This window comes from Aliivibrio salmonicida LFI1238, from assembly GCF_000196495.1.
Lineage (GTDB): Bacteria > Pseudomonadota > Gammaproteobacteria > Enterobacterales > Vibrionaceae > Aliivibrio > Aliivibrio salmonicida.
The window spans coordinates 2,743,765-2,759,396 of the sequence record NC_011312.1; the positions used below are offsets into that span (position 1 = coordinate 2,743,765).

The 15,632-nt window shown below is 42.5% G+C and carries 5 protein-coding genes, 1 tRNA gene, 3 rRNA genes and 1 pseudogene; 5 read left to right on the forward strand and 5 right to left on the reverse strand.

Annotated elements, in window-relative coordinates:
• Positions 1-53: 53 nt before the first annotated feature.
• A pseudogene (locus tag VSAL_RS13370) lies at positions 54-996 on the reverse strand (TIGR01212 family radical SAM protein).
• 558 nt (positions 997-1,554) lie between these two features.
• On the opposite strand from VSAL_RS13370, the gene gltB reads away from it, so the two are divergent.
• From gltB to VSAL_RS13385, 3 genes are all read left to right on the forward strand, one after another.
• The gene (gltB, locus tag VSAL_RS13375; RefSeq protein WP_012551032.1) at positions 1,555-6,102 is read left to right on the forward strand and encodes a glutamate synthase large subunit; all 4,548 of its coding nucleotides are present in this window, start codon (positions 1,555-1,557) and stop codon (positions 6,100-6,102) included.
• The gene (locus VSAL_RS13380; RefSeq protein WP_012551033.1) at positions 6,102-7,574 is read left to right on the forward strand and encodes a glutamate synthase subunit beta; all 1,473 of its coding nucleotides are present in this window, start codon (positions 6,102-6,104) and stop codon (positions 7,572-7,574) included. Before gltB ends, VSAL_RS13380 begins: the two co-directional genes overlap by 1 nt.
• Positions 7,575-7,738: 164 nt before the next feature.
• On the forward strand, positions 7,739-8,170 hold the full coding sequence (locus VSAL_RS13385; RefSeq protein WP_012551034.1) for a DUF1499 domain-containing protein: 432 nt from the start codon (positions 7,739-7,741) through the stop codon (positions 8,168-8,170).
• 82 nt (positions 8,171-8,252) lie between these two features.
• Here VSAL_RS13385 and VSAL_RS13390 read toward each other — a convergent pair.
• The 4 genes from VSAL_RS13390 to VSAL_RS13405 form a co-directional block, all read right to left on the reverse strand.
• Positions 8,253-8,329: transfer RNA gene (locus VSAL_RS13390), tRNA-Asp, on the reverse strand.
• Between the two features lie 97 nt (positions 8,330-8,426).
• Positions 8,427-8,542, reverse strand: a 5S ribosomal RNA gene (gene rrf, locus VSAL_RS13395).
• 124 nt (positions 8,543-8,666) lie between these two features.
• Positions 8,667-11,557, reverse strand: a 23S ribosomal RNA gene (locus tag VSAL_RS13400).
• 329 nt (positions 11,558-11,886) lie between these two features.
• Positions 11,887-13,431, reverse strand: a 16S ribosomal RNA gene (locus tag VSAL_RS13405).
• The 16S, 23S and 5S rRNA genes sit together here with 1 tRNA gene alongside, the layout of an rRNA operon.
• A 468-nt stretch (positions 13,432-13,899) precedes the next feature.
• Between VSAL_RS13405 and mtnN the strand changes: the two genes are divergently transcribed.
• Together mtnN and VSAL_RS13415 are read left to right on the forward strand one after the other, a co-directional pair.
• On the forward strand, positions 13,900-14,595 hold the full coding sequence (gene mtnN / locus VSAL_RS13410) for a 5'-methylthioadenosine/S-adenosylhomocysteine nucleosidase (RefSeq protein ID WP_012551035.1): 696 nt from the start codon (positions 13,900-13,902) through the stop codon (positions 14,593-14,595).
• Positions 14,596-14,660: 65 nt separating this feature from the next.
• Positions 14,661-15,614: a cobalamin biosynthesis family protein gene (locus tag VSAL_RS13415; protein WP_012551036.1), complete on the forward strand. Its 954-nt coding sequence runs from the start codon at positions 14,661-14,663 to the stop codon at positions 15,612-15,614.
• The last annotated feature ends 18 nt before the right edge of the window (positions 15,615-15,632 follow it).

A 15,632-nucleotide genomic window follows, 5' to 3' on the forward strand; every position in this document is an offset into this window, starting at 1 on the left:
ATACACCCTGATAATATTCAATATGAATAATATCAGGGTTCATTCTATTTGAGTTATTTTTTCAACACTGGGATCGTGTATTTGAAAGGCGTGTTAATCAAAGAACCTTGCGCTCCATCTTTATTAAGAGCCATACCTACATTAGTTAGCCCTAACCAGCGAGGCTCACACCACATTGGTGAAAGTAAAGTTGGCCTTCTTGCTGTCGCTGATACACGATGATAAATAATATCAGGAGGAGTTAAACGAATGATTTCAGAAGCAACATCAATATAATCTTCCATTGTTGGCGCTTCTATTTTACCAGCACGCCATGCTTTAGCCATCGTACTTCCCTCTACGATATGCAGCGGGTGTAATTTTATTCCATCAGTTCCGGTTTCTAATACTTTATTAAGTGTTTCAAGATTGTCTTCTCTCGTATCACCAGGCAACCCTATAATAAGGTGAGTACAAATCTTAATTCCTAACAATCTAGCTTTACGCGTAATCGTGTCATAGCAAGCAAAATCATTGCCCACGATTGATGCGCTTTAAGGTTTTATCATTAGCCGTCTGAAGTCCAAGTTCAAGCCAAACCTCATATCCGTCATCAACATACCCTTTCAGTAATTCTAATACCGCATCAGGTACACAATCAGGCCGCGTACCAACACACAAACCAACAATATTGGCGGAATTCAGCGCTTCTTCATACATATTTTTTAGTACTTGGACCTCTGCAAATGTATTTGTATAAGCTTGAAAGTAGGCAAGATACTTTTTCGCACGCTTAACTTCTCCCGCTCTATCTGCTAGCTGCTCATGAATCGCTTTAAACTGCTCTTGTTCATCAGAAAATGAGGCGACGTTACAAAAGGTACACCCCCCTTTTCCAATCGTTCCATCTCTATTAGGGCAACTAAAACCACCATGGAGTGTCAGTTTATGTACCTTTTCGCCATAACGACGCTGTAAATCTTGTCCGAATGTATTTGCTAGTTCATGAAGTTGCATTGCGGTAACCAATAATAAATCAAAGACTTAGTTCATAAATAAAAAGAAGTCTCAGTTCTATTTATGAAAGTTACTAACTCGATTGTAAAAAAAGACCGTAAATAATAACGAAAAAAATCATACGCTATTCTAATTTATATCAACAAAAGGTGCATAAAGTAGCGATTAAACGCAAAAAAAGGCCATTTATTATAAATACTTATGCATTTAGTGTGAAAAAAGTAAACATTACGTGCAACTTTAGTTGGTATTTAATATGACAAAAATGTAGGATAGTTAAATAGTTTAATTTGCCACCAATAGATTATTGGGGCTTTTCGATAGTGGTATCTACCCTCAGACAACAAATACAACGGATAAAAATGTATTTGATAGATATCACAATGGATTGGGTTAGTTTGCACGTCATATTAAGTGATGCCAGCAAACACCAGAATGGATTCAAACTTGCTACCTCTTGAGACTAACTCACAGCAAGTTCGATTGAAGATTAGCAAAGGACTAGACAGAAACTTACGTAGAAAAGTTGTGTCTGTATAATACTGGAAGGATGTATCTATGGTAGATAGAGAGCAAAGTGCACAGGGCATGTATACTCCGGAATTGGAGCATGATGCATGTGGTATCGGTTTTGTCGCTCACCTTAAAAACCGTAAATCTCATGATGTGGTAACTCAAGCACTTGATATGCTAGCCCGTATGGAGCACCGTGGTGGCCAAGGCTGTGATCCATGCAGTGGTGATGGCGCAGGTATTTTATTACAAAAACCTCATGAGTTTTTATTAGAAGAAGCCGTTAAACTTAGTATTAAAATACCTTCTTTTGATAAATACGGTATTGGCGTTGTTCTTTTTCCAAAAGATGAATACAAACGTCAACAATGTAGAGATATTTTAGAGCGTAACGCTCAACGTCTTGATTTGGAAATTCTTGGATATCGTATATTACCTGTCGATAACTCGATGCTAGGTAATGATCCTCTAAGTACCGAACCTCAATTTGAACACGTCTTTATTTCTGGTGGTCCATCAATGGATCCCGCAGAATTAGAACGTAAATTGTATGTTCTTCGTAACTATACAGTTCGTGTTTGTTTAGAAAGTATTTCCAACATCGGTGATGATTTCTACATTAACTCATTATCATACAAAACCTTAGTATACAAAGGCCAGTTAACTACAGAGCAAGTACCTCAATATTTCTTAGATTTACAAAACCCATCAATGGTCACTGCTTTAGCTCTAGTCCATTCTCGCTTTTCAACCAATACATTTCCTCGTTGGCGCCTAGCTCAACCATTCCGTTACATTGCTCATAATGGTGAAATCAATACTGTTCGTGGTAATTTGAACTGGATGAAAGCCCGTGAAGCGATCATTGAATCAGATCTCTTTAGCCAACAAGAAATGGACATGCTACTTCCTATTTGTCAGGAAGGCAGTTCAGATTCATCTAACTTTGATATGGCATTAGAATTACTTGTTCTTTCTGGTCGTAGCTTGCCACATGCATTAATGATGATGATCCCTGAAGCATGGCAAGAAAATAAAAACATGGACCCGACTCGTCGTGCATTTTATCAATATCACGCCAACGTAATGGAACCATGGGATGGCCCCGCTTCTGTTTGTTTTACCGATGGCGTTCAAGTAGGTGCAACGCTTGACCGTAATGGTCTTCGCCCTTCTCGCTATACAGTAACAAAAGATGACTTCCTTGTTATGGCATCTGAATCTGGCGTAGTAAAAATAGCCCCAGAAAATATTGAGTTCCGTGGTCGCTTACAACCAGGCCGTATTTTTGTTGCTGACTTAGAGCAAGGTCGCATTATTTCTGATGAAGAAGTAAAAGATGGCATTGCAAACTCACAACCTTATGAAAAATGGGTTGAAGAAAACCTGCTTAGTTTGAAAAAACTGCCTGAAGCAACGAACCAATACAGCCAACCTTCTCCAGAACGTCTACTGAATCGTCAACAGGCGTTTGGTGTTACCTCTGAAGAAGTTAATGAAATTATTCTACCATTAGCGAAAACGGCTTATGAGCCATTAACTGCAATGGGTGCAGATTGGCCATTAGCGATTCTTTCGCATCAATCTCAGCATTTATCTAACTACTTTAAGCAATTATTTGCACAAGTAACTAACCCACCGATCGACCCGATCCGTGAGCGTATGGTTATGTCACTTAATACTTACCTAGGTAAAGATCAAAACTTACTTGCTGAAACCCCTGAGCATTGTCAAAAAGTAGAACTTGAATCCCCTGTTTTGTCGAATTCTGAATTAGAAAAATTGCGTGCGATTGATAATGAACACCTACAAGCAAAGACACTTGATATCGTATTCCAAGCAAGTGAAGAGCCGGGTAAATTAGAACGTGCACTAAAACGCATCTGCCAATACGCTGAAGATGCGGTAAATGATGGTTATTCTATTATTCTACTGACTGACCGCGCTGTAAACTCTAACCATGCTGCGATTCCAGCAATGCTTGCTGTGGGCGCCGTTCATCACCACTTAATTCGTAAAGGATTACGAGCTAAATGTGACATCGTTATAGAAACGGGGGATGCACGTGAAACACACCACTTTGCAACACTCGTTGGTTATGGTGCGAATGCAGTTAACCCATACTTAGTCATTGAAACGATTGTTGAACTTCAACGCGTTAAGAAACTCGATCCAACACTTCATCCAAAAGAGCTATTTGATAATTACCGTAAAGGGGTTAATGGCGGTCTGCTTAAGATCTTCTCAAAAATGGGAATTTCAACATTACAGTCATACCATGGTGCTCAAATATTTGAAGCATTAGGCATTAGTAAATCCGTTGTTGACAAGTACTTCACAGGTACTGTTTCTCGTATTCAAGGCCTTACTATTGATGATATAGCAAAAGAAGTGCTTATCCGTCACCGTATTGGCTACTCTACTCGAGAAATCCCAGTTCAAGTACTTGATGTTGGTGGTGTTTACCAATGGAAACAACGTGGTGAGAAGCATTTATTCAATCCAGAAACCATCTCACTACTGCAAGAATCAACACGTAATAAAGATTACGAACAATTTAAGAAATATACCCAAGCTATTGATGACCAAGGTGACAATGCAGCAACACTGCGTAGCCAATTAGCCTTTATTAAAAACCCAGCGGGCTCTATTCCTTTAGAGGAAGTGGAACCAATAGAGAATATTCTTAAACGTTTTGCAACTGGCGCTATGTCGTTCGGTTCTATCTCACACGAAGCACATTCAACACTTGCTGTTGCAATGAACCGTATCGGTGCGAAATCTAACTCAGGTGAAGGTGGTGAAGACCCGATTCGCTTTGAGAAAAAAGAAAATGGTGACTGGGAGCGCTCTGCAATCAAACAAGTTGCATCTGGTCGATTTGGTGTTACCTCTTACTACCTGACCAACGCCGATGAATTGCAAATTAAGATGGCTCAAGGTGCAAAACCAGGAGAAGGCGGACAGTTGCCTGGAGATAAAGTCGACGATTGGATTGGGGCAACTCGCCACTCAACTCCAGGCGTTGGACTTATTTCACCACCGCCACATCATGATATTTATTCAATCGAAGATTTAGCACAACTTATCTACGATCTTAAAAATGCAAACCGTAAAGGCCGTGTTAACGTTAAGTTAGTGTCTGAAGCAGGTGTTGGTACTATCGCCTCTGGTGTTGCTAAAGCAAAAGCTGACGTAGTACTTATTGCAGGCTTTGATGGTGGTACTGGTGCATCTCCTATGTCCTCTATTCGTCACACAGGCTTACCGTGGGAATTAGGTCTAGCTGAAACACACCAAACATTACTGAAGAATGGTTTACGTAACCGTATCGTTGTTCAGTCTGATGGCCAAATGAAAACACCTCGAGATCTTGCGGTAGCAACACTTCTTGGCGCCGAAGAGTGGGGTGTAGCGACGGCGGCTCTTGTTGTTGAAGGTTGTATCATGATGCGTAAGTGTCATAAAAACACTTGCCCTGTTGGTATTGCAACACAGAATAAAACATTACGTGAGCGTTTTGATGGTCGCGTAGAAGACGTTGTTACTTTCTTCCAATATATGGCTGAAGGCCTTCGCGAAGTTATGGCTGAACTTGGTTTCCGCTCTATTGAAGACATGGTTGGTCAATCTCACAAACTTAAGGTTCGTGACGATATTGGTCATTGGAAATATAAAAACTTAGATTTATCACCAGTACTTCACGTAGAACAACCTCGTGCTGAAGATGGTATTTTCAATCAAATAAAACAACAGCATAATCTTGAAGATGTATTGGACCGCAAACTTATAAAACTTGCAAAACCAGCACTCGAAGAAGGTAAATCAGTTAATGCAGAGTTTGATATTCTAAATACTGACCGAAGTGTCGGAACGATGCTTTCAAATGAAATATCTAAAGTCTATAAAGACCAAGGATTACCGCAACCAATGAATGTGAAATTTAATGGTTCCGCGGGGCAAAGTTTAGGAGCATTCTTAGCGAAAGGCGTCAAATTTGAAGTAGAAGGTGACGCAAATGACTACTGGGGCAAAGGGTTATCAGGAGGTACACTCGTACTTTATCCAGACACAAGATCAAGTATTGTAGCTGAAGATAACATTGTTGTTGGTAACGTTTGTTTCTATGGTGCCACCTCTGGCGAGTCTTACATTCGAGGAATGGCAGGCGAGCGTTTCTGCGTTCGAAACTCTGGGGCAAGAGTTGTTGTGGAAGGTGTTGGTGACCATGGTTGTGAATACATGACGGGTGGTGTCGCGATTATCCTTGGCTCAACCGGCCGCAACTTTGCCGCTGGAATGAGTGGTGGTGTAGCGTATGTTTGGGATAAGTCAGGAGACTTTGAATCAAAGTTAAACCAAGAACTTGTTGACCTAGACCCAATCGAACAAGAAGATAAAGATCTTTTACATAAAATGCTAACTAAGCATGTTGAATTCACTGGAAGTGAAGTAGCAAAGTCTTTCTTAAGTAATTTTGAAGTAAATTTAGCCTCTCTGGCTAAAGTTATGCCGCGAGACTATAAAGCGGTACTTCAAAAGCGTAAGACTGAAGCACAACACGCACAAATGGAAGAAGTGGAGGCAGTATAATGGGCAAGCCTACAGGTTTTTTAGAAAATGGTCGTGAGTTACCAAAAAAATTAGAACCAATTGTTCGAATTCAAGATAATAAAGAATTTGTCTTAAACGAAGAATTTGGCGATAAAATCAATACGCAAGCATCTCGCTGTATGGATTGTGGTGTTCCGTTTTGTCATAACGGATGCCCTATTGGGAACATCATTCCGGAATTTAACGATGCCGTATATCGCGATAGCTGGGAAGAAGCTTGGCATATTCTAAGCTCAACAAATAACTTTCCTGAATTTACAGGCCGTGTATGCCCTGCTCCTTGTGAAAGTGCATGTGTATTAGGGATCAATCAAGATCCAATCACAATCTGTAATATTGAAAAAACAATCGTTGAGACTGCGTATCGTGAAGGATACGCACAACCTAAAAAGCCTCGTTCCCGTACAGGAAAAACTGTCGCGATTATTGGTTCAGGTCCTGCCGGCTTAGCTGCTGCAGAGCAAATCAATAGTGCAGGCCATTCAGTCACTGTTTTTGAACGAGATGAGAAAGTTGGTGGCTTATTACGTTTCGGTATTCCTGATTTCAAACTAGGAATGGATATCATTGATCGAAAGATCAATTTAATGGCCGAAGCCGGTATTAAGTTTGAAGTAAATGCACATATTGGCGTTTCAATTAATGCTCAACAACTGCGCCAAGATTTTGATGTTGTATTACTGACTGGTGGTTCAACAGTACCAAGGGATCTTCCTATTCCTGGTCGTGAATTAAATGGGGTTCATTTTGCAATGGAATTCCTAGGTCAAAACAATCGCCGAGCGAACAATATGGATCTTAAAACAAAAGAGATCCATGCAAAAGATAAACATGTTGTCGTTATCGGTGGTGGCGATACAGGATCAGATTGCGTAGGTACTTCTAACCGTCATGGTGCAGCAAGCATTACTCAAGTTGAGATAATGCCTATTCCACCAGAAAAGCGCCCAGCGAATATGCCTTGGCCTCAATACCCAATGATCATGAAAACAACGACTTCCCACGAAGAAGGCTGTGAGCGTCATTGGAACATTTTAACTAAAGAGTTTATCTCTGATGATGAGGGTAATGTCACCGGCCTCCGTATTGCTGATATCGTTTGGCAAGATGCCAAACCTGGAGAGCGACCTGGTTTTAACGAAGTAGCAAATAGTGAGCGAGTTATACCATGTGATCAAGCTTTCTTAGCTATGGGATTTTTACACCCAGAACCTACGGGTGTTCTAGCTCAATTAGATATTAAACTTGATGATCGTGGCAACGTTGCTACCAATGGTTTTTCTACTAACCAAAAAGGTGTTTTTGCTGCAGGTGATATGCGTACAGGGCAATCATTAATTGTACGTTGTATTAATGAAGGTCGTGAATGTGCGCGTGAAGTTGACGCTTATCTTATGGGGAATACAAACTTAGAAGCGAAAGCAGGCTCTCTAATGCTATCAGCATCATAATCTTTCGCAATTAAATTCAGGTTCCTTCCAAACCTTTGGCCAACATTTTGATGCTGGCCTTTTTTATAGTAAATTCAATAAACAAAAATTCAACAATTCACGGGCTTGTTTTATACTTACTTAACATTTCTAATATCTATAACTAAAATAGAAGTTTATTATTTATGAAAAGATCACTCATTCCTATATTTATAATACTTACTTTATCAGCTTGTAGCCAAAGGAGCGACGTAGTCATGGATAAATCAACAAAGCCATGTGGTGACAAACCAAATTGCGTCTCAACGCTAGAAAATAGAGAAAGCTTTTCCGCAGCTCCATTTATATTAACCAACACAGCAAATATTAAAAATATATCTAATGTTGCTCAACATTTAAAAGGAGCTAAAGTTGTAAATATAGACAATGATTACATTCATATTGAATGCACTAGTTTACTTTTTCGCTTCGTAGATGACTTAGAATTACGAATTTCAGGGAATACTCTAATTGTACGTTCAGAATCACGTACAGGATATTCTGATTTTGATGTAAATAAAAAGCGTGTTGAGAAATTAAGATCTCTTTTATTAAAACAGGGGCTAATTACTCAATAAATAAACCCATTTTAATTTCACTATTTCTATTTTATACAGACGTTAAAAAGCCCTAATCTTACGATTAGGGCTTTTTAAATAGTGGCGGAGTGGACGGGACTCGAACCCGCGACCCCCGGCGTGACAGGCCGGTATTCTAACCAACTGAACTACCACTCCGTAGTGTCTATTCAGCATTATGCTATTACTTAAATAAAACGTGTCAGCGTTTTATTCTTTGTCTTCATCTTCTAAAAAAGATAAAAACTTAATTCAAGCCTGGCGATGTCCTACTCTCACATGGGGAGACCCCACACTACCATCGGCGCTATTACGTTTCACTTCTGAGTTCGGCATGGGATCAGGTGGGTCCATAACGCTATGGTCGCCAAGCAAATTCTTTCTATCTACCTCAATAAGAGATAAATAATAATCTGGAAAGCTGGTTATGCGTTCTTAATCACATTCAATCTGTTTCTTGCTATCTTAAATCCGTTCAAAACCCCTTGGGTGTTGTATGGTTAAGCCTCACGGGCAATTAGTACAGGTTAGCTCAATGCCTCGCAGCACTTACACACCCTGCCTATCAACGTCGTAGTCTTCAACAACCCTTTAGGATACTTAAAGTATCAGGGATGACTCATCTCAAGGCTCGCTTCACGCTTAGATGCTTTCAGCGTTTATCGATCCCGAACTTAGCTACCGGGCAATGCTACTGGCGTAACAACCCGAACACCAGAGGTTCGTCCACTCCGGTCCTCTCGTACTAGGAGCAGCCCCTTTCAATCATCCAACGCCCACGGCAGATAGGGACCGAACTGTCTCACGACGTTCTAAACCCAGCTCGCGTACCACTTTAAATGGCGAACAGCCATACCCTTGGGACCGACTTCAGCCCCAGGATGTGATGAGCCGACATCGAGGTGCCAAACACCGCCGTCGATATGAACTCTTGGGCGGTATCAGCCTGTTATCCCCGGAGTACCTTTTATCCGTTGAGCGATGGCCCTTCCATTCAGAACCACCGGATCACTATGACCTACTTTCGTACCTGCTCGAATTGTCATTCTCGCAGTCAAGCGGGCTTATGCCATTGCACTAACCACACGATGTCCAACCGTGTTTAGCCCACCTTCGTGCTCCTCCGTTACTCTTTGGGAGGAGACCGCCCCAGTCAAACTACCCACCAGGCACTGTCCGCAACCCCGATAAGGGGCCAACGTTAGAACATCAAGCATACAAGGGTGGTATTTCAAGATTGCCTCCACAAATACTAGCGTACTTGCTTCAAAGGCTCCCACCTATCCTACACATGTAGGGTCAATGTTCAGTGCCAAGCTGTAGTAAAGGTTCACGGGGTCTTTCCGTCTAGCCGCGGGTACACTGCATCTTCACAGCGATTTCAATTTCACTGAGTCTCGGGTGGAGACAGCGTGGCCATCATTACGCCATTCGTGCAGGTCGGAACTTACCCGACAAGGAATTTCGCTACCTTAGGACCGTTATAGTTACGGCCGCCGTTTACTTGGGCTTCGATCAAGAGCTTCGACCGAAGTCTAACCCCATCAATTAACCTTCAAGCACCGGGCAGGCGTCACACCGTATACGTCATCTTACGATTTAGCACAGTGCTATGTTTTTAATAAACAGTTGCAGCCACCTGGTATCTGCGACTCCCGGCAGCTTAGAGAGCAAGTCTCATCACCGCTAGGAGCGTACCTTCTCCCGAAGTTACGGTACCATTTTGCCTAGTTCCTTCACCCGAGTTCTCTCAAGCGCCTTAGTATTCTCTACTCGACCACCTGTGTCGGTTTGGGGTACGATTTCTTATAACCTGAAGCTTAGAGGCTTTTCCTGGAAGCATGGCATCAATAGCTTCACACCCGTAGGTGCTCGACATCGTGTCTCAGCCTAACAAGAGTCCGGATTTACCTAAACTCTTAGCCTACGCACTTGAACTTGGACGACCGTCGCCAAGCCTACCTAGCCTTCTCCGTCCCCCCATCGCAATTATAAGAAGTACGGGAATATTAACCCGTTTCCCATCGACTACGCCTTTCGGCCTCGCCTTAGGGGTCGACTTACCCTGCCCCGATTAACGTTGGACAGGAACCCTTGGTCTTCCGGCGAGGGGGTTTTTCACCCCCTTTATCGTTACTCATGTCAGCATTCGCACTTCTGATACCTCCAGCATGCCTTACAGCACACCTTCAACGGCTTACAGAACGCTCCCCTACCCAGCACAATAAATTGCACTGCCGCAGCTTCGGTGTATAGCTTAGCCCCGTTACATCTTCCGCGCAGGCCGACTCGACCAGTGAGCTATTACGCTTTCTTTAAATGATGGCTGCTTCTAAGCCAACATCCTGGCTGTCTGAGCCTTCCCACATCGTTTCCCACTTAGCTATAACTTTGGGACCTTAGCTGGCGGTCTGGGTTGTTTCCCTCTTCACGACGGACGTTAGCACCCGCCGTGTGTCTCCCGGATATTACTTACTGGTATTCGGAGTTTGCAAAGGGTTGGTAAGTCGGGATGACCCCCTAGCCTTAACAGTGCTCTACCCCCAGTAGTATTCGTCCGAGGCTCTACCTAAATAGATTTCGGGGAGAACCAGCTATCTCCAAGTTTGATTGGCCTTTCACCCCTAGCCACAAGTCATCCGCTAATTTTTCAACATTAGTCGGTTCGGTCCTCCAGTTGATGTTACTCAACCTTCAACCTGCCCATGGCTAGATCACTTGGTTTCGGGTCTATATCCAGAGACTGAACGCCCAGTTAAGACTCGGTTTCCCTACGGCTCCCCTAAACGGTTAACCTTGCCACTGAATATAAGTCGCTGACCCATTATACAAAAGGTACGCAGTCACATAACAAGTATGCTCCTACTGCTTGTACGTACACGGTTTCAGGTTCTATTTCACTCCCCTCACAGGGGTTCTTTTCGCCTTTCCCTCACGGTACTGGTTCACTATCGGTCAGTCAGTAGTATTTAGCCTTGGAGGATGGTCCCCCCATATTCAGACAGGATATCACGTGTCCCGCCTTACTCGTTTTCACTGATGATGAGATGTCGGTTACAGGGCTATCACCTTGTATCGCGCCACTTTCCAGAGGCTTCACCTGTCTCATTAACAACTTAAGGGCTAACCCAATTTCGCTCGCCGCTACTTTCGGGATCTCGGTTGATTTCTCTTCCTCGGGGTACTTAGATGTTTCAGTTCTCCCGGTTTGCTTCGCTGCGCTATGTATTCACGCAGCGATACTAGCTTATGCTAGTGGGTTTCCCCATTCAGAAATCCCAGACTCAAAAGGTTTTTACTACCTAATCTGGGCTTATCGCAAGTTAATACGTCTTTCATCGCCTCTGACTGCCAAGGCATCCACCGTGTACGCTTAGTCACTTAACCATACAACCCCAAGAGGTTTCGTATGGCATAAACAACCAAGGTTGAACTCTTCATTGAGAGTTCTGGTTTTTCGCCGGATTCAAAATACAAGAACACTTGAATGTGTTTTTAATTTGTTTATCTAAAGATAAACAAAAGATATTAAGAACTTTTAAATTTTGATTTATCTAACTCGTAAGTTAGTTAAATCAGTCAGCTTTCCAAATTGTTAAAGAGCTTAAAGCAAAAAGCTTTAATCAATAATCGAAATCATTAATTAAAGCTCTGTCACTTCAACTTATTAAAACCTAATCAATCTGTGTGAACACTCATAAATCGCAATCTATCGTTAAGGAGGTGATCCAGCCCCAGGTTCCCCTAGGGCTACCTTGTTACGACTTCACCCCAGTCATGAACCACAAAGTGGTGAGCGTCCTCCCCGAAAGGTTAAACTACCCACTTCTTTTGCAGCCCACTCCCATGGTGTGACGGGCGGTGTGTACAAGGCCCGGGAACGTATTCACCGTGACATTCTGATTCACGATTACTAGCGATTCCGACTTCACGGAGTCGAGTTGCAGACTCCGATCCGGACTACGACGCACTTTTTGGGATTCGCTCACTATCGCTAGCTTGCAGCCCTCTGTATGCGCCATTGTAGCACGTGTGTAGCCCTACTCGTAAGGGCCATGATGACTTGACGTCGTCCCCACCTTCCTCCGGTTTATCACCGGCAGTCTCCCTGGAGTTCCCACCATTACGTGCTGGCAAACAAGGATAAGGGTTGCGCTCGTTGCGGGACTTAACCCAACATTTCACAACACGAGCTGACGACAGCCATGCAGCACCTGTCTTACAGTTCCCGAAGGCACTAAGCTATCTCTAGCGAATTCTGTAGATGTCAAGAGTAGGTAAGGTTCTTCGCGTTGCATCGAATTAAACCACATGCTCCACCGCTTGTGCGGGCCCCCGTCAATTCATTTGAGTTTTAATCTTGCGACCGTACTCCCCAGGCGGTCTACTTAACGCGTTAGCTCCGAAAGCCACGGCTCAAGGCCACAACCTCCAAGTAGACATCGTTTACGGCGTGGACTACCAGGGTATCTAATCCTGTTTGCTCCCCACGCTTTCGCATCTGAGTGTCAGTGTCTGTCCAGGGGGCCGCCTTCGCCACTGGTATTCCTTCAGATCTCTACGCATTTCACCGCTACACCTGAAATTCTACCCCCCTCTACAGCACTCTAGTTCACCAGTTTCAAATGCGGTTCCGAGGTTGAGCCCCGGGCTTTCACATCTGACTTAATGAACCACCTGCATGCGCTTTACGCCCAGTAATTCCGATTAACGCTCGCACCCTCCGTATTACCGCGGCTGCTGGCACGGAGTTAGCCGGTGCTTCTTCTGTCGCTAACGTCAAGATGTACAGCTATTAACTGCACACCCTTCCTCACGACTGAAAGTACTTTACAACCCGAAGGCCTTCTTCATACACGCGGCATGGCTGCATCAGGCTTTCGCCCATTGTGCAATATTCCCCACTGCTGCCTCCCGTAGGAGTCTGGACCGTGTCTCAGTTCCAGTGTGGCTGATCATCCTCTCAGACCAGCTAGAGATCGTCGCCTTGGTGAGCTCTTACCCCACCAACTAGCTAATCTCACCTGGGCTAATCTTGACGCGAGAGGTCCGAAGATCCCCCTCTTTGGTCCGAAGACATTATGCGGTATTAGCTATCGTTTCCAATAGTTATCCCCCACATCAAGGCATATTCCCAGGCATTACTCACCCGTCCGCCGCTCGTCAGCGAATTAGCAAGCTAATTCCTGTTACCGCTCGACTTGCATGTGTTAGGCCTGCCGCCAGCGTTCAATCTGAGCCATGATCAAACTCTTCAATTAAAGTTTTTTGGTTGCTCTGTCTTCTTAGTTAAAAGAGGGCAGAAACAAAACCGGCTCAATGATTTTTACTGATTTCTTACATAAAAGTAATTTTGTGTAGTCACTCAGTTCATTGATTATTTTTGTTTGAATTCACTTCGAAAAGTAAAAGCAAACTAGTAATTATCAACTCACAAGTGCCCACACAGATTAATAGGTTTCAAATTGTTAAAGAGCTTACCAACATTTGCTGAACTTGTGATTTAAATCACTGTTCTGCGTTGGTGGAGTCGAAGTATATGCCGATGCGCATTTCATGCAAGTCTTTTATTAAAAAAAACAATCAACCGAACAATAAACAAGCATTGCGTATATAAAGACATCAATAATCTCACTTTATCCTCTTTTATCTCAAGAAAACTCTTATTCCACCACCTTAAATAGCTATGTTACAATTCAGTTCTATTCGAACGTTACTGAGATAAACAAATGAAAATCGGTATTATTGGTGCAATGGAACAAGAAGTTGCCATTCTAAAAGAACAAATTAATGGCTTAGCGACAACAATCAAAGCTGGTTGTACTTTTCATACAGGCACATTGAATGGTGCTGAAGTCGTTTTACTTCAATCAGGCATTGGTAAAGTAGCGGCAGCCGTAGGGACAACTCTTCTTATCTCAGATCATAATGTAGATGTTGTTCTTAATACTGGCTCTGCTGGTGGGTTTGATTCTTCATTGAATCTTGGTGATGTCGTTATTTCTACAGAAGTTCGTCATCATGATGCTGATGTAACTGCATTTGGTTACGAGATGGGACAGATGGCACAACAACCAGCTGCTTTTAAAGCAGATGAAAAACTAATGGCAGTCGCAGAAAAAGCATTGACTCAAATGGAAGATAAGCATGCTGTACGTGGTTTAATCTGTACTGGTGATGCTTTTGTATGTACGCCTGAGCGCCAAGCATTTATTCGCTCTCATTTTCCTTCTGTTATCGCTGTTGAAATGGAAGCGTCAGCCATTGCTCAAACTTGTCATCAATTTAGTGTTCCATTTGTTGTCGTTCGTGCAATATCTGATGTGGCAGATAAAGAATCACCAATGAGTTTTGAAGAATTCTTGCCTCTTGCTGCAGAAAGTTCATCAGAAATGGTGATGAAGATGGTTACTTTATTAAAGTAATAACATAATAATGGAGTTAACGATTAGTTTGCTCCATTGTCCCTCTATATATAGTTAATACATATATGCTTGATAAACTGTCTTTCTTCATCGCCGATTATTCCCTATTAGTTTTATGGGGCGCATTGTTATTTCATTTATTTTTGCCGATACCTGTTCACGCCCACCCAATGACTATTTGGCGAAAGTTTGCAGAACTATTGTCTACAAAAGTGAATACAGCTCGATCCTATCAACAACGATTTATTTCAGGCGCTCTTGCCTGGTGCTTAATGATTATCCCTTCATTTATTGTTTGTATTGCTGCATTACCTATCGTTTGGAATCTTCCCTTATTCAATCTAGGATTACTCTTAATTTCTTTAGAATGGCGAGGGGTTGAAAAACTCTGTAAAGAAACTATTCAAGCGATTAATAAAAATAATAAAAAAGAAGCAAAAGAAGCCTTACTTCCTTGGGTAAATCGAGATGTAGAACCTCTATCTATTTTAGGTTTAGGGAAAGCCAGCGCCGAAACCATTATTTTAGGTTATGCCAGAACGGTTATTGGTGTTTTATTCTGGTATGGCATCGCAGGTGGGATTGGTGCTTTCATTTATCGCTTATCTTTAGAGTTAGCCAGAGCTTGGTCTCCATCAAGAGATTCATTTCGTCCATTTGGGATCCCCGCTTTAACCATTCAAGCGTTCCTTGATTTTATTCCTTTAAAACTTTTTAGCTTATTATGTCTTTTAGGTGAAAAATGCGGATTAACCCTTCAACGCCTCAAACAACAACAAAAAAGTTGGGCAAATAAAAATAACGCTTGGTTATTAATTATCATTGGCAGTAAATTTGAATTATCTATGGGAGGACCCGTAATTTATCAAGGAAAGAAAATAAGTCGTCCAAAGCTAGGAGGGAAAATTGTACCTTCTGCGATTCATTTAGCTCAAATCCATCGTTTTTTAAGCTGGAGAATCGCCATTTGGATAATTCTTCAAAGCGTCATCATGGTTATGCTTAAACAAGGGCTATAACCTTACTTCAACAACATC